Source organism: Bradyrhizobium sp. LMG 9283, assembly GCF_045571415.1.
Lineage (GTDB): Bacteria > Pseudomonadota > Alphaproteobacteria > Rhizobiales > Xanthobacteraceae > Bradyrhizobium.
In genome coordinates, this window is the sequence record NZ_CP120691.1 from 8200072 (window position 1) to 8220467 (window position 20396).

Below are 20396 nucleotides of genomic sequence, written 5' to 3' on the forward strand. Positions count from 1 at the left end.
TACGCCGCGGCTTACCGAGCCGGGCGATGACAGCGAGTTCTTGACTCCGTCCGTTCGTCCCGCCGGGATATCAATCGCGATCAAACAGCCATTGCCGCGTTCGGCCAAACTGCGCATCATCCTTCGACAAGAACAGGAGACACAGCGTGGCCAAATCGGAATGGAGTTTCAAGAGTGCGGTCGAGCTGTCGGCCGCGCTGACCGCAAAGAAGGTCTCGGCGGTCGAGCTTACACGGGATGCGATCGAGCGCATCGAACGGCATGACGGCCGGATCAACGCAATCTGTGTCCGGGACTTTGACCGAGCGCTGATTGCTGCGCGCGAAGCGGACGCTGCATTGGCCCGCGGCGAGCGCAAGCCTCTGCTCGGTCTGCCCATGACGGTGAAGGAATCCTACAACGTCGCCGGCCTGCCGACGACCTGGGGCATTCCCGCGCAGAAGGACTTCATCGCCAAGGAGGACGCGCTGCCGGTCACGCGGGTGAAGGACGCCGGTTCGATCGTTATCGGCAAGACCAACGTGCCACTCGGACTCGGCGACTGGCAGAGCTACAACGACATCTACGGCACCACCAACAACCCCTACGATCTCGGCCGCACGCCCGGCGGCTCCTCCGGAGGCTCATCGGCGGCGCTCGCCGCGGGCTATGGTCCGCTCTCGATCGGCTCGGACATCGGCGGCTCGCTGCGCGTGCCGGCGTTCCATTGCGGTATCTACGCCCACAAGCCGACCTTCAACCTCGTCGCCATGCGCGGACACACGCCGCCGCCGCTCCCGCCTCTGCCGTTCGAGCGCGACCTCTCGGTGATCGGTCCGATGGCGCGCAGCGCGGCCGATCTCTCGCTCGTGCTCGACGTGATGGCCGGGCCTGATCCGATCGATGTCGGCATCGCCTACCGGCTCGAGCTGCCGCCGGCCCGCCATACCGCTTTTAGGAATTTCCGCGTGCTGGTGATCGACACCGATCCAGTGCTGCCGACCGACGCCGTGGTGCGCGGGACCATCAACAGGCTCGCAGACAACCTCGCCAGATCAGGCGTGAGGATCGAGCGTAGCAGCCCGCTGCTGCCGGATTTTGCGGCCTCTTCGCGCCTCTATATGCGCATGCTGATGTCGTTCTTCGGCGCGACCTTCGCGCCCGATATCTACGCCGGCGCCAAGGCGGCCGCGGCCGCGCTGCCGGAGGGCGACACCAGTCTCGCCGCCGAGCGGCTGCGCGGCATCGCGCTGAGCCATCGCGACTGGCAGGCGGCGAACCATGGACGCACGCGGCTGCGCGCGCAATGGCGCGAGCTGTTCAGGACGTTCGATGCCGTGATCTGCCCGGTGATGCCGACGCCCGCCTTTCCGCACGACCACTCGCCGGACCAGGAGACACGCCGGATCAGAATAGACGGCAAGGAGCACGTCTATCCCGACCAGCTCGCCTGGCCGGGCATCGCGACCCTGCCCGGCCTGCCCTCCACCGCGATCCCGACTGGCTTTGCACCCGACGGTCTGCCGGTCGGCGTGCAGATCGTCGGTCCGTGGCTGGAGGACCGTACGCCGCTGAAACTCGCCGAGTTGATCGAGCAGGAATTTGGCGGGTTCGTGCCGCCGAAGATGTTCGATGATTGATACTTCCGTCATTGCGAGCGGAGCGAAGCAATCCAGAGATGTATCCGCGGAAACAGTCAGGATTGCTTCGCTTCGCTAGCAATGACGGGGTAAGACAATATCGAGATTCCGGGTTCGCGCTCCGCGCGCCCCGGAATGACAGGGAGGGAACACCATGGGCGACGACCTCGAGCAGCTCACCGCGCTGAACCGCGACTATGTCGCCTCCGTGCAGAACTGCGACGTCAAGCGCTTCGACGAGATCCTGGCGCCGGAGTTCTACTGCTCCAATCCCGACAAGACGCTGGTCGATCGGGCGGCCTTCCTGGAGCAGACGGCGCGGCCGATCACATCCGCAATCTGCATGCGCATGACGTCATCATCCGCATCATGGGCGACTTCGCCATCATCCACGCGGCGACGAGCTACACGACGGTAGACGGCCAGCAGGCGACGGGGCGATACACCGATTGCTGGGCGAAGAAGAACGGGACGTGGCTGGCGGTGTCCGCCCACGTGTCGCGGTGAAGCGAGGTCAACCAGCCTCCCCTTCCGCTGTCATGCCGGCCTGACCGGGGCATCCAGTACTCCGCGGCAGCAGTTCGTTCACACAACTCCCGCCGCGGAGTACTGGATCGGCCGGTCAAGCCGGGCGATGACACCAGTTTCGGGACGATACTGGCGAGCGCCAGCGCTCAACTATCGAACACGATCACGCTGCGCAGCGTCTTGCCGGCTTTCATGTTGGCGAATCCCTCGTTGATCTCCGACAATTTCAGCTTGGCCGAGATCCAGTCTTCAAGGTGCAGCCGGCCGCGCAGGTAGAAATCGACCAGGCGCGGCATGTCGACGCGAAAATGGTTCGAGCCCATCGACGAGCCCTGGATCTTGCGCTCGCGCAGGAAATCGAAGCCGTGCAGCTCGATCTTCTGGCCGAACGGGATCATGCCGACGATGGTGGCGGTGCCGCCGGAGGCCAGCATGCCGAACGCCTGCTCGGCGGTCTCCTTCCGGCCGAGCACCTCGAAGGAATGATGCACGCCGCCATTGGTGAGGTCGCGCACCTGCTTCACCACGTCGCCATCCGCCGGGTTGATGATGTCGGTCGCCCCCAGCTTGGTCGCGAGCTGGAGCTTGGCCGGATTGGTGTCGATGGCGATAATGCGGCCGGCGCCGGCGATCTGCGCACCGTTGATCGCGGCCATGCCGACGCCGCCGCAGCCGATCACGGCCACGGTTTCGCCGGCCGTTACCTTCGCGGTATTCACGACCGCGCCGTAGCCGGTGATGACACCGCAGCCGATCAGCGCGGCGAGATCCAGAGGCATCTCCTTCCTGATTTTGACGATGGCGTTCTCGTGCACCAGCATCTGCTCGGCGAAGGAGGAGAGGTTGAGGAACTGGTGTAGCTTTTCCGGCTTCGACCATTGCATCCGGTTCGAGACACCCGGCATCATCTTCACCGTGGTGTCGGTGCAGAGCACGGTCCGGCCCGTGGTGCAGTTGTCGCAGGTGCCGCAGAACACGGACAGGCAAGTCACGACATGGTCGCCCGGCTTGACGTAAGTGACATCGGAGCCGACCTGCTCGACCACGCCGGCGGATTCGTGCCCGAGCACCGCAGGCAGCGGATGCGGATAGAGCCCTTCTATGAAATGCAGGTCGGAATGGCAGAGGCCGGCGACCGCGGTGCGGATCAGGACTTCGCGCGGGCCGGGCTTGGGCAGGCTGACGTCCTCGATGACGAGCGGCTGGTTGACTTCATAGAGGACGGCGGCCTTCATTGGTGTTTCCTCATTTGTGATTTTCGTTACGTGCAGGGACTCCACCTCTCCCATAGGGAGAGGTCGGCGCGAAGCGCCGGGTGAGGGGTTACACTCCCTCGTGAGACCTGAGCCCCTCACCCGATTTGCTGCGCAAATCGACCTCTCCCTATGGGAGAGGTGAAGAGAGAGCCTACGCCGCCACAACGAGTTCGCCAACCTCGCTCATGCTACCTGCGCGATCGCCGAGCAGCAGTTCGGCGATCTTCGCCTGCGCCGCATTTTCCGTCAGCCGGAACGGATCGCTCGACGACACGCGGTGGTCAATCACCAGGCGCGACAGCAGCAAGCGGCGCGCATCACCGCGCCTCTCGTGGATGCGGTGCGCCTCCCAGGCGAGCGCGACGGAGCTTGCGACATGATAGAGCAGGCTGGTGGCGCGGCGCGCATCGGCCTCGTTCTCGGACTTGCTCGCAACCTCGCGCGCGAAGCCGACCGCACGATCGGTGAGTCCGCGCAGCTGGTCGCGCCAGGCCTGCGGCACGGAGGCGCTGTCGTCGAGCCGGGCGTGCAGATCGGCGGCGAGCGCGGACTCCGCGCCGTGACGGCCCACTGCGCGCCGCAGCGCATCGATGGCGACGATGTTGCCGGTGCCCTCCCAGACCGAGCCGAGATGCGCGTCGCGCAGCAGGCGGGCGGTGGCAAATTCCTCGATGTAGCCGATGCCGCCGCGCATCTCGAGCGCATCGCCGCAGACCTTTCGCGCGTCACGCGTGGCACGGAATTTGAGCGTCGGGGTGAGGATGCGTAAGAGCGCCGCCGCATCCTGGCTGCCGGCTTCCGCGCGATCGAGCGCATCGGCGGTGAGAAAGCTCATCGACAGCGCCTGCTCGACCGGCAGCATGATCTTCAGCATCTGCCGCCGTCCCAACGGCAGATCGATGATGCGCTGACCGAACACGACGCGATTGGTCGCCACCGTCATCGCGTCGTGATAGGCGCGGCGCATCAGCGCGGTGGATTTGACGCCGTTGGACAACCGCGACGAATTCACCATCTCGGCCATCTGCACGAAGCCGCGGTCGAGCTTGCCGACCGCGTACGCAATCGCGCCTTCGAGCTTGATCTCGCCTGACGCCATCGAGCGCGTGCCGAGCTTGTCCTTGAGGCGCACGATCCGGTAGTGGTTCTGCGCGCCGTCGTCGAGGAAGCGTGGCATCAGGAACAGGCCGACGCCGCGCGTGCCGGAACCGGCGCCTTCGGGACGCGCGAGCAGCATCACGACCTTTGCATCGGCATTCGAGCAGAACCATTTCTCGCCGTAGAGACGCCAATGGTCGCCCTCCTGCACCGCGCGCGTGGTCAGCGTGCCGACGTCGGAGCCGCCCTCTTTCTCGGTCATGAACTGGCCGCCCTGGGTCAGCTTGCTCATGTCGGTCGAGGTCAGGCCGTCGAGATATTTTGCTTTCAACGCCTCGCTGCCGAAAGTCGCCAGCAGCTTCGCGCATCCGTCGGTGACGTTGATCGGACAGCCCATGCCGAATTCGGTCTGGTTGAACAGGAAGGTGAAGGCATGCTTGGCGACGACGGGATATTTCTCCGGCCAGCCCATGATGCCCTTGCGGATCGAGAGCGCGTGGATACCGAACTCACCGAACGCGGCCTTCTCCAGCTCGCGATAGGCCGGGTGATATTCGATCCATTGCACGTCGCGGCCGAACTTGTCGCGCTGATGCAGAATCGGCGTGTGTCGATCGGCGAGCCGCGCGCATTCGTCGAGATGGCCGCCGGCGAGCTCACCGAGGCGATCGAGATGCGGCTCGATGTGGCGGAACAGATTGTCCGGCAGATGGATGCGCAAGAGGTCCGCCAGCGCCGGATCGGCGCGGTAGAAATTCATGCCTGACGTATCGGGCGCCAGCAGGCCGGATGGTGCGGCCGCGACATTTTGTGGCTGCGCTGTGGCCGGCTCGTGCATGTTCGTCCTCTTCGTTTCCGCCCGACGGCAATTCTTTGCGCTTGCCGCTTGGGATGATGTCGATCATGCTCCAGTCGCGGACAGCGATAAAGCCGCAAATCGTCAGAGCGGCATGACCGCCGCGAGGGAGCAATTCGCCCTGCGGAATTGTGAGCGCTCCGGCTGGTTGTTCGCACGGGCCGTGCATAGATCAACGGCTCCAGTTTCCGAGAGATCACGCCATGGAACATCCGAAATACAAGATCGCCCTCATCGTCGGCGCCGGCGAAGGTCTGAGCGCATCGCTGGCGCGCCTGCTTGCAGCGCAGGGTATCCGCGTCGCGCTTGCAGCGCGAAAAATCGAGAAGCTCGGCGCGCTCTGCTCCGAGACCGGAGCCAAGGCCTATGCCTGCAACGCCACCGAGCCTGACGAGGTGGAGCGGCTGTTCGGCCTCGTCGAACGCGAGATCGGCACGCCCGATCTCGTCATCTACAACGCCAGCGGCCGCACGCGCGGGCCGTTCATCGACCTCGTCCCGGCCGAGGTCGCGCAGGCGATTGCGGTCAGCGCCTATGGCGGTTTCCTGGTGGCGCAGCAGGCGGCCAAGCGCATGCTGCCGAACAGGCACGGCGCGATCCTGTTCACCGGCGCCTCGGCCAGCGTCAAGGGCTATTCGCAGTCGGCCTCGTTCGCGATGGGCAAGTTCGCGCTGCGCGGCCTCGCGCAGAGCATGGCGCGCGAACTCTCGCCGCAGGGCATCCATGTCGCGCATTTCGTCATCGACGGCGGCATCAAGAGCGCCGCGCGCACCGAACCGGATGACAAGCCGGACTCGATGCTCGATCCCGATGCGATCGCGCAGAGCTATTGGAACGTATTGCAGCAGCCGCGCAGCGCCTGGAGCTGGGAGCTCGAGTTGCGGCCCTGGGTGGAGAAGTTTTGAAGCGATCGTAGGGTGGGCAAAGACGCGCAGCGACGTGCCCGCCATGACGAGCGAGGAAACAGATGGTGGGCACGCTTCGCTTTGCCCACCCTACAGGAGCAGGGAGGAACAATGAGCAGCGAAACCACCATCGACACCGGTACCAACGAGCTCCTCTGCGTCATCCGCGACCGCGTCGCTGTCATCACGCTGAACCGGCCGGAGGCGCGTAACTCGCTGTCGGATACGCTGACGCCGGCGTTGCGCACGATGATCCGGACCTGCGGCGAGAATCCTGATGTCGGCGCGCTGCTGCTGACCGGCGCGGGCGAAGCGTTTTGCGCCGGCGGCAATGTCAAGGGCATGGGCGCGCATCGCGACAAGGCGAAGCTCAACATGTCCTTTGACGACAAGGTCGCCGATCTCCAGGAGCGGCAGCGGCTGCTCACCGGCGCGCTGGTGTCGGTGCGCAAGCCGACCATCGCTGCGCTGCCCGGCCCCGCAGTCGGCGCGGGGCTCGCCATCGCCATGGCCTGCGACATCCGCATCGCCGCACAATCGGCCTTCGTCGCCACAGGCTATGTCCGCATCGCGCTCAGCGGCGACTACGGCATCGCCTGGCTGCTCACCCGTCTCGTCGGCACCGCCCGGGCGCGCGAACTGATGTTCACCGGCGATCGGGTCGATGCCGCGCGCGCCGAAGCGATCGGCCTCGTCAACCGCGTTGTGCCCGACGACAAATTGCAGACTGAGGCGTTCGCGCTGGCAAAGTCGCTCGCCGAAGGCCCACGTCTCGCGCTGCGCTACATGAAGGACAATCTCGACGAAGCCGTGCTGTTCGACTTTGAGACCGCGCGCGACCACGAAGCCGAGCGGTTGATCCGCCTGACCACGACCGCCGATCACAAGGAGGCGGTGCAGGCCTTCATCGAGAAGCGCAAGGCGGTGTTTTCGGGGAAGTAAGCGGCGCAAAAAAATGCCCGGCGCTGGAGACCAGGCCGGGCTTCTCAGTAATGTCAGGCCGAGGCTGAGGGGCTGTCGGCCTGACGGGAAAGGGCGGCGAGGCGCCAGCTCGCGCAGGGAATATCCTTCGGTGCGACGCTGATCTCCTTGTCGAAGCGCACCAGCTTCCAGTCATCAGGATGATTGACGAAGGCGAAGCCGGCTTTGCGCGCGACCGAGACCATGGCCTCGTTGGAGCGCAGCGTGTCGCCGAACATGTGCTCGGCGCCAAGCGCGGCCGCACGGCATTCCAGGTTCTTCAGCAGCGCGGTAGCGATGCCGTGGCCGTGCCAGCGATCATCGACCGAGAGGCCGAACTCGAGCGTCGCGGTCTCGGCGTGGAAGGCATAGCGCGCTTCGGCCACAATGGTCTCGAAGCCGTCGACCATCGTGGTCGCCACGATGGTGAAACGATCGCGCTCGCCGACCTCAAGGAAATCGTGCAGCAGGCCCTTCGGCAATTCGCTGATTGCGCCGAAGAAGCGGTTGTAGCGGGAGCGGGTCGAGAGCGAGCGGAAATAGTGCTGGAGCTCGTCCGTATCGCGCGGCTCGACGAAGCGGACATTGAGCCGCTCACCGTGCCGGGTGCGCAGCACGTCCGAATATTGCTTGAGGTCTTCGAGGCGAAGGGTGCTCATGACATGTGCCATGCGGAAAAAGGGACCGCCGGCGCCCCCACAATCAGGCGGCGCCGGCCTGGCGGCCAATCAGGCCCGCCAGAAGGGTTTGTCAGCCTCGTAGGCAATGTCGGACCAGGACAGTCCGACGTCGTGAAGGTCGCGGGCGCTCCAGTTGGCGAGCTCGCGGCGGGTGCGATAGCGCTCATGCCAGAGGTGGAGGGTCTCACCGATCTGCCGGATCAGGCCGGGTGCATGATGATTTGTCATTGAATTATCTGTCAGCGTAGACATTTTCAGCTCCTAGAGCTAAGTTGGCCGCTAATATCTGCTTCCCGCTGCGCTGCGACAAACGACAATTTGTACCTTTTCGCATGAAATAACGTCATGCATCCTGCTGCCAAATGACTGCCAGATTGCCGTCGCTGAACGGATTGCGGGCGTTCGAGGCTGCCGCGCGCCATCTCAGCTTCACGCTGGCCGCCAGCGAGCTGAACGTGACCCAGACAGCGATCAGCCATCAGATCCGCAGGCTGGAGGAGGAGCTCGGCATCCGCCTGTTCATCCGGCAGAACCGCGCGCTGGCGCTGACACCGGAGGCACGCGACTACCTGCCGGGCGTCCGCGCGGCCTTCAACGACCTCCGCCTAGCAACCGACCGCCTGCTGCGGAAAGAGGACGACAAGGTGCTGACGGTGTCGACGCTGGCCTCGCTCGCGGCAAAATGGCTGCTGCCGCGGCTGACCGATTTCCAGGAGCAGCATCCCGGCATCGACGTGCGCATCACCACCTCGACCAGCCTCGTCGATTTCCAACGCGACAATGTCGATGCCGCGATCCGCTATGGCCGCGGCCAGTGGCCGGGCGTGCGCGCCGACTGGCTGATGGCGGACGAGCTGTTTCCGGTGTGCAGCCCGTCACTGCTGCGCGGTGACAAGCCGCTGCGCCGGCCCGAGGATCTGCGCAATCATCCGCTGCTGCACACATCCAACGCCAACAGCGACGACTGGCGACTGTGGCTGACCGCGGCGGGTCTGCCGGCCGACATCGCGAGGCAGCCCGGCATCACCTTCGACATGATCTTCATGACCATCCAGGCCGCGATCGACGGCATCGGCGTGGCGATGGGACGGACCTCCTACGTCCAGGACGACATCGCCAAGGGCCGGCTGGTGGTCCCCTTCAAGATCGCGCTGCCGGCAGATGCCGGGTTCTATCTGGTCGCGCCGGAGGGCCGCCGCGAGGCGCCGAAGCTCGCCGCATTCCGGCAATGGATCGTTGCTGCAACGCAAAATAAAGCCTGAAAAATCATCAGCTTCATCCGGAAAACCGGTTGACTTGCCCCGCCCCGCGCGGGAAGGGGGTAGGACAAATTGTCGCACCATCAATCTGTCGCCTTGCCGTGAACTGCATCTCGGCCCGGCCACGCCTTTCCAAGGGAGCAACGTCATGGCTGGACCAGCCGCCTCAACCAATCCGCCCGCAATCAAGTCGCGCATCGGCGCGATCCTGCGCGCCACCAGCGGCAATTTCCTCGAGCAGTTCGATTTCTTCCTGTTCGGCTTCTACGCCGCCGCGATCGGCAAGGCGTTCTTCCCCTCCACCAACGAGACCGCCTCGCTGCTCAACACGTTCGGCGTGTTCTGGCTCGGCGCCTTGATGCGCCCTGTCGGCGCCATCGTGTTAGGGGCCTATATCGACCGCATCGGCCGCCGCCAGGGCCTGATCGTCACGCTCGGCATCATGGCGTTCGGCACCGTCGTCATCGCATTCTGCCCGAGCTATGCCACCATTGGCATCGCAGCGCCCGTCATCGTGCTGATCGGCCGGCTGCTGCAAGGCTTCTCGGCCGGCGTCGAGCTCGGCGGCGTGTCGGTGTATCTTGCGGAGATCGCAACGCCCGGCAATCGCGGCTTCTACACCTCGTTCCAATCGTCGAGCCAACAGGTGGCGATCTTCGTCGCCTCGATCCTCGGCTACATCCTCTCAGAGGTGATGCCCGCCGACACGGTGGCTGCCTGGGGCTGGCGCATTCCCTTCTTCGTCGGCTGCCTGATCATTCCGCTGATCTTCGTCCTGCGGCGTACGCTGGAGGAGACGCCGGCGTTCCTCGCCATGAAGAAGCATCCGACCGCCAACGAGGTGTTTGCCTCGGCGCTCGCCAACTGGCGCATCGTCGTCCTCGGCATGATGATCGCGATCCTGACCACGACGACGTTCTACTTCGTCACCGTGTACACGCCGACCTTCGGCAAGACCGTGCTGAAGCTGTCGACACAGGATGCGCTGCTCGTGACGCTGCTGGTGGCGGTGACCAACTTCATCTGGAATCCGGTCGGCGGCGCGCTGTCCGATCGCATTGGCCGCAAGCCGGTGCTGCTCGCGATCGCAGGCCTCTCGCTCGTCACCGCTTATCCGGCGCTGCACTGGCTGGTGGCGGCGCCGACCTTCGGCAAGCTGCTCGCGGTCGAGATGATGTTCTCGTTCTATTTCGGTGTCTACAGCGGCACCATGTTAGGGGCTCTCGTCGAGATCGTGCCGGCGCATGTGCGCACCACCTGCTTCTCGCTTGCCTTTGCGCTCGCCGCCGCCCTGTTCGGCACCTTCACGCCGTTCGCCTCGACCTGGCTGATCGAGCGCACCGGCGACAAGGCCTCGCCCGGCTTCTGGCTGATGTTCGCTGCCCTGCTCGGCATCATCGCGGCCTCGACGGTGTATCGCGGCGGCAGCAAGATGGTGCCGGCGTATGATGCGGTGCCGGAGCCGGTGGCAGGGCATTGATGGCTCTTTTCACCTCTCCCCGCTTGCGGGGAGAGGTCGAATTCGATCGCAGATCGAATTCGGGTGAGGGGGTACAGGTCTCTCAACGATCTCACGTGTTGAGAGAGCCCCTCACCCCAACCCTCTCCCCATAAGAACGGGGCGAGGGAGCGCACCGCCGGTGCGGCTACAGCTCCACCACCACGTAATCGCTCTCGATCCTGACCGTAACAGTCTCGGCGACATACGGTCCCTTCACCACGCTCGCGCCCGGCTCGACATTGGCCGGATAGGCCTTCACGCGGAAGCGGCGAGGGTCGCAGTAGGATTGTCCGGTGCGGATGTCGAACTCCCACCCGTGCCAGGGGCAGCGAATGATCTCGCCGAGTTTCGTGTACTCGATCTCGCCGGGATTGTTCGACTGCGCGAGGCCGATAAGCGGCCCCTCGCACAACGCCGCGCCCTGATGCGGGCAGCGGTTCATCAGGCCGAAGTACTCGCCCTTGATGTTGAAGACCGCGATCGGCCGTCCGTCGATCTCCAGGAATTTTCGCGTGCCGGGCGGAAGCTCGTCCACTGGCGCAATGATGTGTCTTGCCATCAGAAAATGCCGTACAGCTTCTTCGCATTGCCGAAATAGAACGCCTCGCGGTTGGCTTCGCTGACGCCGGCCGGCAAGACGCGCGACGGCTCGTCGTAGTCCCAATGCGGATAATCGGTTGCGAACAGCAACCTGTCCCAGCCGATCCACTTGATGACGTCGAACAGATCCTCGCGCCGCTCCGGATCCTCCATCGGCTGCGTCGTCCACCACACCTGCTCGCGGATATATTCCGACGGCGGCCGTTTCACATGCGGCACCTCGCTGCGCAGGCGCTGCCAGGCCTTGTCGAGCCGCCAGCACAGCGATGGCGCCCAGCCGAAGCCGGCCTCGATCATCACCATCTTCAGTTTCGGGAAGCGCTCGAACACGCCTTCGAGCACGAGGCTAGCCAGCGCCGATTGCTGGCATTGCGAATGCCCCACCATCTCCTCGATGTAATAGGACGGCCAGCCCGACGGCGTGATCGGATTACCGCCGAAGCCGAAGGCGTGGACACCGACGGGAAGGCCGGCTTCCTCGGCAGCCTGGTAGATCGGCCAGTAACGGCGCTGGCCGAGCGGCTCGACATTGCGGCTGAGCAGCAGCACCTGCACAAAGTTCTTGTCGCCGGCGCGCTCGCGGATTTCGGCGGCGGCCGATAGCCCGTCCTCATTACCGACGACAATGGACGCCTTCAGCCGCTTGTCTTTGCTGGTCCATTTGTCGATTTGCCAGTCGTTGATCGCCGAGCATAACGCTGCCGAAAGCTCGTGATTGCGGATGCCCTGCCCGGTGTTGAGCGGATTGAGCACCCCGAGCTGCACATTATTGGGATCGAGCAATTGCTTCTGCATGAAGGACAGCGAGGAGCCTTGCGGGCCGCCTTCCGGCGGATAGGCATCGCGGCGCGAGGCGTTGGGCTGGGCCTTCGGATAGGGCGGGCCTTCCATCATGCCCTGATAGGCGTGGACGCCGTAGACTTCGAGGTGATGCTGCCAGCGCTTGGCGAGGTAGGGATAGAGCTCGGTGCGGGTGGCGCGTGCCGGATGGATGTCGCAGTCCGCGATTGCGGTTTTGACGGTCAGTGGGGAAGCGGCTTCTTGGTTCTCGCGGAACTGGATATTCATCGCCTTGCCTCCTTTGGCAGCGGGCTCACGTCAGGCGGGGATAGGTTGCATGGGGATTATCGATCATGATCTTGCGCACGAGATCGGGGGACAGACCTTCGGGCAGCGCGTCCTGGCCGTCGAACTGCCAGTGCGGATAGTCCGTCGAGAATAGGACCAATTCGTCGGACTGCATATGCTCAAACAGGCGAATTAATGTCTCAGGTTCCGGCGGCGCATCAAATGGCTGTAACGAGAAGCGGATGTTGCTGCGCACAATCTCCAGCGGCGCGCGATCGACCCACGGTGTCTCCATCCGCACCCCTCGCCAGAACTTGCGCAGGCGCCAGAGATAGGGCGCGATCCAGGAGACGCCGGACTCCAGCATCACCATTTTCAGCCGCGGATATTTGGCGAACACGCCCTCGACAATCAGGCTGGTGAGCTGGGTCTGAAACGCCTGGGCCTGCCCGACATAATCCTCGATGTGATAGGACCCCCAGCCGACGGCGGTCGGCGGATTGTGATAGGCAGAACCGGCGTGGATGCCGACGGCAAGTTCCAGTCGTTCTGCGGCCTCATAGATCGGCCACAGCGCGCGCTTGCCGAGCAGCGTATCGCCCATCACCAGCATGAGCACTTGCACGAAGCGTTTATCCTGTGCGCGGCGCTCGATCTCGGCGACGGCTTTCTCGACGCTTTGCGTGGGGATCACGATGGAGCCGCGCAGCCGCGCGTCGCGATCGAGCCATTCCTTCGCAAGCCAATCGTTCAGCGCGCGGCAGAAGGCGGCCTGCATGTCCTCGGAGAACACCATCTGCACGCCGTACAGCGGATTGCAGATGGCATGCTTGAGCTGGAAGGGATCGAGCACATGACGCTGCATCGCCTCCAGACTCTCGCCCGGCTTGCCGGCCTCCGGCCGCCAGTCTGGCCGCGCCGTGATCGGCGAGTTCTGCGGATAGGATTGCGAGACGAGGTCGACCATGCCGCGCGTTGTCACCTGATCGCGCCAATAGTCGTTCAGGTACGGCAGCAGGCTGGTCAGATGCGGCACGGCCGGATGCACGTCGCAATCGATGCCGCCGGCGATCAGGGACGCCATCACGTCTCCCTTCTCACGTTTCCTCGCATGTTCTTCCTGCACCCGCCATTCAAGCAGGCCTGCTCGTCGCCCGCAACTCGGCCAAGCATCTGTCATATGCTAGGAAGGCTGAGCTCGGTTGCGAAGGAATGGGGTACCAGAGATGAAAGAACTCGTCGGCATCGCGGAACAGGTCGCGGCCCAACTGATCGCGCGCAAACAGACCATTGCGGTTGCGGAATCATCAGCCGGCGGCCTGATCTCGGCCAGCCTGCTCGCGGTGCCCGGCGCCTCCGCCTATTTCCTCGGCGGCGCCGTGGTCTACACGCGCGATGCCAGGCGCGCGCTGATGGATATTTCGGACGAAGGAATGAAGGGCTTTCGGTCCTCATCAGAGCCTTATGCGCAGCTGCTTGCTGAGCGGATGCGAGCACGCTTCGGATGCGATTGGGGCCTGTCCGAGACCGGCGCCGCCGGCCCAAGCGGCAATCGCTACGGCGACGCCGCCGGTCACAGCTGCATGGCGGTTGCGGGGCCTGCGTCGGAGGTGATGACGTTGGAGACTGATAGGAACGACCGGTTCGGCAACATGCAGGTGTTCGCGGCGATGGCACTGAAGCTGTTGCTGAAGAAGCTGGAGGCGTGAGTTGCTGTGCGGACGAAGTGAGCCGCGATAGCATCGCCACCAACAGTGCTGTCATCGCCGGATTGATCGGGCAATTCAGTACTCCGAGTCGGTTGTGATCGAATTGATGGACCGCGGCGTACCGGATGCCCCGGTCCCGGCTCCGCCAAGGCTACGCCGGGCCAGAAGGGTGCTCGGCCGCCGAAGCTTTAGCGAAGGCGGCTAGCCGGGGCATGACACCGAGAGTGGGGAGCGATGACAGACAATCGAGCGATAGCTGCTACCGCCCCAAATGCCGCATGAAAATCCGCACCACATATCCCGGGAATCGCGGCGCCTCGTCGTAGAGATCTGACGCGATCCGCTCGATGGTCTCGCGCAACGACAGGAATTGCGCCTGACGCGCACTGCTTTCGGTGCCCTGCATGCCTGCGAGCTCGTCCATTGCGGCGTCGCTGATCTGGCACTGCACCACATCGCCGTCGTTCAGCATGGTGAAGCGAAAAGCCAGCCTTTCAAGGTCATGGCCGATGATCTTGTCGCGCGTCAGCGGCATCCAATTGTCCCGTTCGCGCCCCCGAACGGGACAATGCTGAAAATCTGACGCCTTGTCACTATCCGAACCAAAGGACATGGCTGTCATTTGGAGCCATCAGCAGCTCGGCGCGATGATGCTGCTGCTCTCCAGCCTCAGTAGACGAGCGCCGTGCCTGTCGGCTTATCGAGTGCCGCAGCCAGCGATCTATACTCCTCGCAATTGGTTCCGCAGATCGATGCAATTCGGCCGAGGTGATAGAGCGCTTGCTCGCGATTGCCACGCTCGAGCTGCCACAGTCCATAATATTGCCACGTCAGCACGTGGTTCGGATCGGCCTTCAATGCGCGCTCATACCAGGCCTGGGACTGCTCGTAATCGCCGAGCTTGCGATAGGAGTAACCGATCAGATTGGCGACGTTCGGATGGTCGTCATGGCCAAGCGACTTCAATTGCGCGATCGCGGCCGCATAGTCGTTGCGCTCGTAGATGGTGTCATAGGCCATACGGTAGCCGGCCGCGAATGCGGGATCGCCAATGCTGGACTGGCTGTTCGGCTTCTTGCCTTTCTGGGTGGCCTTGTTACCTGGGCGCTTCGGATAGGCTGGCTGCGGCTTCTGATCCGAATAGGCTCCAGCGTACGGATCCGTGGAGCCGCCCCCACCGCCTCCACCACCTCCGCCTCCGGCGGCAAGGGCCGGCGAGCTCAACAAGGCTGCCGCAAATATACCCGGCGCGACGAGCCTGATCATCGCTGTGATCATGTCTGTCTCCTGTACTGCTTCGAGCAGCCCCGGACGAGGTGATAACCCTGCCCTCGCGACAATATTCCGGGACGCTGCGCTCACGGAGACGTCAGCGTTCGTACGGCAGCTCTGTTGTCCTTTACTGGAACGCCACTTCGGCGAAGCTGCGAAGCTTGCGCGAATGCAGTCGTTCGGACTCCTGCTGCTTCAGCCGCTCCAGCGCCTTCAGGCCGATCTCGAGATGCTGACCGACACGGCGGCGGTAGAACTCGCTGGCCATGCCGGCGAGCTTGATCTCGCCGTGCAGCGGCTTGTCGGAGACGCACAGCAGCGTGCCGTAGGGAACACGGAAGCGGTAGCCGTTGGCGGCGATGGCAGCCGATTCCATGTCGAGCGCGACAGCGCGCGATTGCGACAGGCGGCGGATCACGTCGGGCCCGGAAATCTCCCAGTTGCGGTTGTCGACGCTCGCCACCGTGCCGGTGCGCATCAGGCGCTTGAGCTCGAAGCCTTCGAGCCCCGTGACATCCTCGACCGCCTCCTCGAGCGCGACCTGCATCTCGGCCAGCGCCGGGATCGGCACCCACAGCGGCAACTCGCGATCGAGCACGTGATCCTCGCGCACATAGCCGTGCGCGAGCACGTAGTCGCCGAGGCGCTGCGTGTTGCGCAGGCCCGCGCAATGACCGAGCATCAACCAGGCGTGCGGCCGCAGCACCGCGACGTGGTCGGTGACGTTGCGCGCATTGGATGGACCGGTGCCGATATTGATCAGGGTGATGCCGCGATAGCCGGGCGCGACCAGATGGAAAGCCGGCATCTGCGGTGCGCGCGACGGCGCCGTCCCACTGGTGGCGCCGCCACTGCATGTGATCACATTGCCGGGCGCGACGAAAGCATCGAGACCGGCCTCGCCGGACTGAAGCCGCTGCTGGCAGAGCTGCGCGAAGGCATCGACGTAGAACTGGTAATTGGTGAAGATCACGAAATTCTGGAAATATTCTGGATCGGTGCCGGTGTAGTGATAGAGCCGGCGCAGCGAGTAATCGACACGGGCGGCGCGGAACAGGGACAGCGGCTCGGGCGCGCCGGGCTTGAGCTCGAAGGTGCCGTCGGCGATCGAATCGTCCATCGTCGCGAGATCGGGCACATCAAAAGCATCGCGCAGCGAGCGCGTGACGGCGGATTTCTCGCCGGTGGTGATGGCGGCCTCGATGTTGATGTCGCGGCGATAGGCGAAGTGGATCGGGATCGGCTCGGCGGACTCGCCGATCTCGACGGGCACCGCGTGGTTCTGAATCAGCAATCCGATCTGCTCGGTGAGGTAGGCGCGGAACAGGTCCGGCCGCGTGACGCTGGTCTCGTGCACGCCGGGACCATGGACGAAACCGTAGGACAGGCGCGAATCCAGCCTCGCATGCGTCGCGGTGGTGAGGCGGACGAAGGGATAGTAAGCGCGAACCCGCGTCGTGACCGCTTCGCCGCCAACGTAAGCCTCGAACCGATCGCGCAGGAATTTTGTGTTGCGCTCGTAGATCTCTTCAAGGCGGGCAACGGCAAGGCCTGCGTCGGAGAAGGATTCGGTGGCGATGGAGGATGGAGATTGCATTGTTCGACCGCCGGGTTTGCTGGCTTTGAGTCGAACTATAGCAAGAACAGCGAGACGCGTCAGCGAAGGGCAGATTGTACGCCACACACACCGCTGTCATGCCCCGGCTTGCCGTCTTCGCTAAAGCTTCGCCGGCCGAGCGCCCTTGTAGGCCCGGCGTAGCCTAGCGGAGCCGGGACCAGGGCATTCAGTACGCCGCGACCGCTCGGTTCAATCACTGACGTCTCTGGGATACTGGATCGCCCGGTCCTAGTGTTCAGCCCGGGGACATCCTAGCCGGGCGATGACAGTGAGTGTGCAGCACGAGATCCGGGTACGCACTAAGCGCGCTCCGGGATGACGCGCTGTCGCGCGTCACTTCTCGCGGAAGGCGCGCATCAGCTGGTCGTGCAGCGGCTTCATCAGATAGGACAACATGGTGCGGTCGCCGGTCTGGACGAAAGCTTCCACGGGCATGCCGGGAATCAGCTTGACGTCACCGAGCCGGGCGACCTCCTCGGGCGGCATCGAGACGCGGATGGTGTAGTAGCCTTGGCCGGTGCGCTGGTCGGTGGTGACGTCGGGCGAGACGCGGCTGACGACGCCGTTGAGCTCGGGCGTGGTGCGCTGGTTGAACGCGGAGAGGCGCAGCAACGTCTTCTGGCCGATCTGGAGCTTGTCGATGTCGACCGGATTGACCTTGGCCTCGACCTGAAGATCGTCGGCCTGCGGCACGATCAGCATCAAGGTATCGCCGGCGGTGACGACGCCGCCGACCGTGTGCACGGTCGATTGCAGCACCATGCCGTCCTGCGGCGCGCGGATATCGACGCGGCGGAGCTGGTCTTCGGCAGCGACCTTGCGCTCGATCAGCTCGCCGATCTTGTCGTTGGTCTCGCGCAGGTCCTTGGAGACCTCGCTGACCACGTCCTTGTCGATCTGGATGATCTGGAGCTCGGTCTCGGTGATCTTGCCCTTGGCCTGGGCGCGTGAGGCGATGTACTGCGCGCGCTCGCCATTGAGGCGGGCCGAGTCGCGCTCGAGCTGGGTCAAGCGCGAAATCTGCACCAGACGCTTGTCGTAGAGCTCGCGCACACCGGTGAGCTCGTTCTGCACCAGCGCGATCTCCTGATCCTTGGCCTTCTCCTGGGCGCTGAGACCGGCGATTTCCTCGTTGAGCTGCGTGATGCGCTCGCGAAGCTGCGCCTTCTGCCCGGTGCGGCCGTTGACGCGGACGTCGAACAGCTTGGTTTCGGCGGCGAGCAGCGCCTTGACGTCGGGATCGTCGGCGCGCTCAAGGAGGCTTTGCGGGAATTCGATCTTGTCGAGGCCGCGCTGCTCGGCCTGCAGTCGCGCCGCACGTGCCTGCGCGGCGTCCAGATTCTTGGTGACGATCGCAAGATTGGCCTTGGTGACGGTGTCGTCGAGCCGCACCACGATGTCGCCGGCCTTGACCAGGTCGCCGTCGCGGGCACGCACCTCGCCGACCACGCCGCCGGTCGGGTGCTGAACCTTCTTGACGTTGGATTCGACAACGATCTGTCCCGGCGCGATCAGCGCGCCCGAGATGAGAACCGTCGAGGCCCAGCCGCCGAGGCCGACGACCAGGACCAGCACGATCGCAAGACCGAGCATCAGGTGGAACTTGATCGACTCGCGCACGGTCTTCTTCGCGGCAGGCTTCGAGCCGCCGATGGCCATCGTGCTCATGACTTTGTGCTCATGACTTTGTGCTCATGATTTGGCCACTCCGCCTTCGCTGACGATCTTGATCGGTGCCGGCGGCGTCACGCGCGGCTGCAGCACCTGGGCGAGGACCTGTTCCTTCGGTCCGAAGGCCTGCATGCGGCCGTCACGCAGCACCAGGATCTGGTCGACCGCCTCGACGCCGATCGGACGGTGCGCCACCACGACGACGATCGCGCCGCGCTCGCGCGCCGAGCGGATGGCGCGGGTCAGCGCCTCATCGCCCTCGGTGTCGAGATTGGAGTTGGGCTCGTCGAGCACGATCAGGAAGGGATTGCCGTAGAGCGCGCGCGCCAGCGCCACGCGCTGCGCCTGGCCTGCCGACAGCGCGGCGCCCTGCTCGCCGACTTGCGTGTTGTAGCCCTCGCGCATCTTGATGATCATCTCGTGCACGCCGGCTTCTTTCGCAGCCGCGATGATGCCTTCAGAGGCCGCCGCCGGATCGAACCGGCTGATGTTCTGCGCGATGGTGCCGCCGAACAATTCGACATCCTGCGGCAGGTAGCCGATATGGCGGCCGAGCACGTCACTTGACCACTGATCGAGCGCAGCGCCGTCGAGCCGCACCTTGCCGCGCACCGGCTGCCAGACCCCGACCAGCGCCCGGATCAGCGACGACTTGCCGGAGCCGCTCGGGCCGATCACACCGAGGCCGTTGCCGGCGGCCAGCGCGAAGGTGATGTCCTGCACCACGAGACGCTGGTCGCCCGGCGGCACCATGGCGATGCCCTCGACCGCGAGGCGGCTGGTCGGCGCCTGCAGCTGGGTGGGCATCGTCTGCGCCGGCATCTGCTCCAGCAGACGCGTGAGGCGCTGCCAGCTCTGACGCGCGGCGACGAAGGATTTCCAGTGCGCGATCGCAAGATCGACCGGCGCGAGCGCGCGGGCGGAGAGGATCGAGCCGGCGATGATGATGCCGGCGGTCGCCTCCTGGTGGATGACGAGATAGGCGCCGACCGCGAGCACGGCCGATTGCAGCATCATGCGCAGCACTTTTGCGACCGCGCCGAGACCGCCGGCGACGTCGCTCGCCCGCTGATTGCCGGAAAGGTATTTTTCGTTGGCCTCGCTCCAGCGCTGATTCATCCGGCCGGCCATGCCCATCGCCACCATCACTTCGGCGTTGCGGCGGCTGGACTGGGCGAGATCGTTGCGCTGGGCGGCAAGGCCCATCGCCTCTTTCGCCGGCTGGCGGGACATGAACTCGGTGACCAGCGTCAGCCCGACCAGGATGATGGCGCCGATCAGCGCGGTGACGCCGATCAGGACATGGAAGGCGAAACAGATGGCGAGATAGAGCGGCAGCCAGGGCAGGTCGAAGAACGCGCTCGGACCCATGCCGCCGAGGAAGGAGCGGACATTGTCGAGATCGCGCAGCGGCTGCAGGCCCTCGTTGCGGCTGCCGACCAGGAGCGGCAGGCGCACGATGGTATCGAACACGCGCTTGTTGAGGGCCTCGTCGAGCGAGGTGCCGATCCGCCCCAGGATGCGGTTGCGAATCATGTCGAGCACGCCCTGCGCCATATAGAGGAAGCTGGCGAGGATGATGAGGCCGACCAGGGTCGGAATGCTGCGGCTCGGCAGCACCCGGTCGTAGACCTCCAGCATGAAGATCGACCCGGTCAGGTAGAGCAGGTTGATCATGCAGCTCATCAGGCCGACGCCGATGAACGCCGTACGACAAGCGCGCAAGGCGTCACCGAGCTCCGAACGGCGGACGCCAGGGATGGCTGCCATCAGTCTGATCTCTTTCAGGTGGGGGC

18 protein-coding genes and 1 pseudogene are annotated in these 20396 nt (G+C 64.6%); 7 read left to right on the forward strand and 12 right to left on the reverse strand.

Translation table 11 applies throughout. The features are described 5' to 3' along the window. Positions 1 to 146: 146 nt before the first annotated feature. Complete coding sequence (locus P6U29_RS38175; protein WP_407115257.1) at positions 147 to 1619, forward strand: amidase; 1473 nt, start codon at positions 147 to 149, stop codon at positions 1617 to 1619. Between the two features lie 154 nt (positions 1620 to 1773). Beyond that, a pseudogene (locus P6U29_RS38180) lies at positions 1774 to 2126 on the forward strand (nuclear transport factor 2 family protein). Positions 2127 to 2293: 167 nt separating this feature from the next. Here P6U29_RS38180 and P6U29_RS38185 read toward each other — a convergent pair. Beyond that, positions 2294 to 3382 carry a Zn-dependent alcohol dehydrogenase gene (locus P6U29_RS38185; RefSeq protein WP_407115258.1) on the reverse strand — a complete coding sequence of 363 codons (1089 nt, stop codon included), beginning with the start codon at positions 3380 to 3382 and terminating at the stop codon, positions 2294 to 2296. 172 nt (positions 3383 to 3554) lie between these two features. Continuing rightward, positions 3555 to 5339, reverse strand: a complete 1785-nt coding sequence (locus P6U29_RS38190; RefSeq protein WP_407115259.1) for an acyl-CoA dehydrogenase family protein — start codon at positions 5337 to 5339, stop codon at positions 3555 to 3557. A gap of 221 nt (positions 5340 to 5560) precedes the next feature. Here P6U29_RS38190 and P6U29_RS38195 point away from each other — a divergent pair, with 221 nt between their 5' ends. Together P6U29_RS38195 and P6U29_RS38200 are read left to right on the forward strand one after the other, a co-directional pair. Next, the gene (locus tag P6U29_RS38195; protein ID WP_407115260.1) at positions 5561 to 6262 is read left to right on the forward strand and encodes an SDR family oxidoreductase; all 702 of its coding nucleotides are present in this window, start codon (positions 5561 to 5563) and stop codon (positions 6260 to 6262) included. Positions 6263 to 6373: 111 nt separating this feature from the next. Next, positions 6374 to 7204 carry an enoyl-CoA hydratase gene (locus P6U29_RS38200; protein ID WP_407115261.1) on the forward strand — a complete coding sequence of 277 codons (831 nt, stop codon included), beginning with the start codon at positions 6374 to 6376 and terminating at the stop codon, positions 7202 to 7204. Positions 7205 to 7257: 53 nt separating this feature from the next. Here P6U29_RS38200 and P6U29_RS38205 read toward each other — a convergent pair whose 3' ends face one another. Both P6U29_RS38205 and P6U29_RS38210 read right to left on the reverse strand, forming a co-directional pair. Next, positions 7258 to 7881: a GNAT family N-acetyltransferase gene (locus P6U29_RS38205; RefSeq protein WP_407115262.1), complete on the reverse strand. Its 624-nt coding sequence runs from the start codon at positions 7879 to 7881 to the stop codon at positions 7258 to 7260. Between the two features lie 69 nt (positions 7882 to 7950). Continuing rightward, positions 7951 to 8154 (reverse strand): DUF1127 domain-containing protein, encoded by a 204-nt coding sequence (locus P6U29_RS38210; RefSeq protein WP_407115263.1) that lies wholly within the window; start codon positions 8152 to 8154, stop codon positions 7951 to 7953. Between the two features lie 110 nt (positions 8155 to 8264). On the opposite strand from P6U29_RS38210, the gene P6U29_RS38215 reads away from it, so the two are divergent. Continuing rightward, positions 8265 to 9164, forward strand: a complete 900-nt coding sequence (locus tag P6U29_RS38215) for a transcriptional regulator GcvA (protein ID WP_370135586.1) — start codon at positions 8265 to 8267, stop codon at positions 9162 to 9164. 145 nt (positions 9165 to 9309) lie between these two features. Beyond that, a complete protein-coding gene (locus tag P6U29_RS38220) occupies positions 9310 to 10641 on the forward strand; it encodes an MFS transporter (protein WP_407115264.1) in 1332 nt (443 codons plus the stop codon). A 166-nt stretch (positions 10642 to 10807) separates the two neighbouring features. Here P6U29_RS38220 and P6U29_RS38225 read toward each other — a convergent pair whose 3' ends face one another. Genes P6U29_RS38225 through P6U29_RS38235 form a run of 3 tightly spaced genes read right to left on the reverse strand, consistent with a single transcriptional unit; the run spans position 10808 to position 13414 of the window. Then, positions 10808 to 11221, reverse strand: a complete 414-nt coding sequence (locus tag P6U29_RS38225; protein WP_407115265.1) for a Rieske (2Fe-2S) protein — start codon at positions 11219 to 11221, stop codon at positions 10808 to 10810. Further along, complete coding sequence (locus P6U29_RS38230) at positions 11221 to 12330, reverse strand: amidohydrolase family protein (protein WP_407115266.1); 1110 nt, start codon at positions 12328 to 12330, stop codon at positions 11221 to 11223. Before P6U29_RS38230 ends, P6U29_RS38225 begins: the two co-directional genes overlap by 1 nt. Positions 12331 to 12355: 25 nt before the next feature. Beyond that, entirely contained in the window at positions 12356 to 13414 is a 1059-nt protein-coding gene (locus P6U29_RS38235; protein ID WP_407115267.1) for an amidohydrolase family protein, read from the reverse strand. Between the two features lie 142 nt (positions 13415 to 13556). On the opposite strand from P6U29_RS38235, the gene P6U29_RS38240 reads away from it, so the two are divergent. Next, entirely contained in the window at positions 13557 to 14039 is a 483-nt protein-coding gene (locus tag P6U29_RS38240) for a CinA family protein (RefSeq protein ID WP_407115268.1), read from the forward strand. Between the two features lie 259 nt (positions 14040 to 14298). On the opposite strand, the gene P6U29_RS38245 is transcribed toward P6U29_RS38240, so the two are convergent. The 5 genes from P6U29_RS38245 to P6U29_RS38265 form a co-directional block, all read right to left on the reverse strand. Beyond that, on the reverse strand, positions 14299 to 14574 hold the full coding sequence (locus P6U29_RS38245; protein ID WP_100232278.1) for a DUF1488 family protein: 276 nt from the start codon (positions 14572 to 14574) through the stop codon (positions 14299 to 14301). Positions 14575 to 14708: 134 nt separating this feature from the next. Next, positions 14709 to 15317, reverse strand: a complete 609-nt coding sequence (locus P6U29_RS38250; protein WP_407115269.1) for a tetratricopeptide repeat protein — start codon at positions 15315 to 15317, stop codon at positions 14709 to 14711. Positions 15318 to 15438: 121 nt separating this feature from the next. Next, on the reverse strand, positions 15439 to 16908 hold the full coding sequence (locus tag P6U29_RS38255; protein ID WP_407115270.1) for an AMP nucleosidase: 1470 nt from the start codon (positions 16906 to 16908) through the stop codon (positions 15439 to 15441). Positions 16909 to 17262: 354 nt separating this feature from the next. Continuing rightward, positions 17263 to 18597, reverse strand: a complete 1335-nt coding sequence (locus tag P6U29_RS38260) for an HlyD family type I secretion periplasmic adaptor subunit (RefSeq protein ID WP_407115271.1) — start codon at positions 18595 to 18597, stop codon at positions 17263 to 17265. Positions 18598 to 18621: 24 nt separating this feature from the next. Further along, positions 18622 to 20370, reverse strand: coding sequence for a type I secretion system permease/ATPase (locus tag P6U29_RS38265; protein ID WP_407115272.1), 1749 nt, complete (start codon positions 20368 to 20370; stop codon positions 18622 to 18624). Positions 20371 to 20396: the final 26 nt, after the last annotated feature.

Excerpts from the sequence above, each read along its gene's own strand:
- P6U29_RS38185 (WP_407115258.1), bottom strand. The coding sequence starts at position 3,382 with ATGAAGGCCGCCGTCCTCTATGAAGTCAACCAGCCGCTCGTCATCGAG.
- P6U29_RS38190 (WP_407115259.1), bottom strand. The coding sequence starts at position 5,339 with ATGCACGAGCCGGCCACAGCGCAGCCACAAAATGTCGCGGCCGCACCA.
- P6U29_RS38195 (WP_407115260.1), top strand. The coding sequence starts at position 5,561 with ATGGAACATCCGAAATACAAGATCGCCCTCATCGTCGGCGCCGGCGAA.
- P6U29_RS38200 (WP_407115261.1), top strand. The coding sequence starts at position 6,374 with ATGAGCAGCGAAACCACCATCGACACCGGTACCAACGAGCTCCTCTGC.
- P6U29_RS38205 (WP_407115262.1), bottom strand. The coding sequence starts at position 7,881 with ATGAGCACCCTTCGCCTCGAAGACCTCAAGCAATATTCGGACGTGCTG.
- P6U29_RS38210 (WP_407115263.1), bottom strand. The coding sequence starts at position 8,154 with ATGTCTACGCTGACAGATAATTCAATGACAAATCATCATGCACCCGGC.
- P6U29_RS38215 (WP_370135586.1), top strand. The coding sequence starts at position 8,265 with ATGACTGCCAGATTGCCGTCGCTGAACGGATTGCGGGCGTTCGAGGCT.
- P6U29_RS38220 (WP_407115264.1), top strand. The coding sequence starts at position 9,310 with ATGGCTGGACCAGCCGCCTCAACCAATCCGCCCGCAATCAAGTCGCGC.
- P6U29_RS38225 (WP_407115265.1), bottom strand. The coding sequence starts at position 11,221 with ATGGCAAGACACATCATTGCGCCAGTGGACGAGCTTCCGCCCGGCACG.
- P6U29_RS38230 (WP_407115266.1), bottom strand. The coding sequence starts at position 12,330 with ATGAATATCCAGTTCCGCGAGAACCAAGAAGCCGCTTCCCCACTGACC.
- P6U29_RS38235 (WP_407115267.1), bottom strand. The coding sequence starts at position 13,414 with ATGGCGTCCCTGATCGCCGGCGGCATCGATTGCGACGTGCATCCGGCC.
- P6U29_RS38240 (WP_407115268.1), top strand. The coding sequence starts at position 13,557 with ATGAAAGAACTCGTCGGCATCGCGGAACAGGTCGCGGCCCAACTGATC.
- P6U29_RS38245 (WP_100232278.1), bottom strand. The coding sequence starts at position 14,574 with ATGCCGCTGACGCGCGACAAGATCATCGGCCATGACCTTGAAAGGCTG.
- P6U29_RS38250 (WP_407115269.1), bottom strand. The coding sequence starts at position 15,317 with ATGATCACAGCGATGATCAGGCTCGTCGCGCCGGGTATATTTGCGGCA.
- P6U29_RS38255 (WP_407115270.1), bottom strand. The coding sequence starts at position 16,908 with ATGCAATCTCCATCCTCCATCGCCACCGAATCCTTCTCCGACGCAGGC.
- P6U29_RS38260 (WP_407115271.1), bottom strand. The coding sequence starts at position 18,597 with ATGAGCACGATGGCCATCGGCGGCTCGAAGCCTGCCGCGAAGAAGACC.
- P6U29_RS38265 (WP_407115272.1), bottom strand. The coding sequence starts at position 20,370 with ATGGCAGCCATCCCTGGCGTCCGCCGTTCGGAGCTCGGTGACGCCTTG.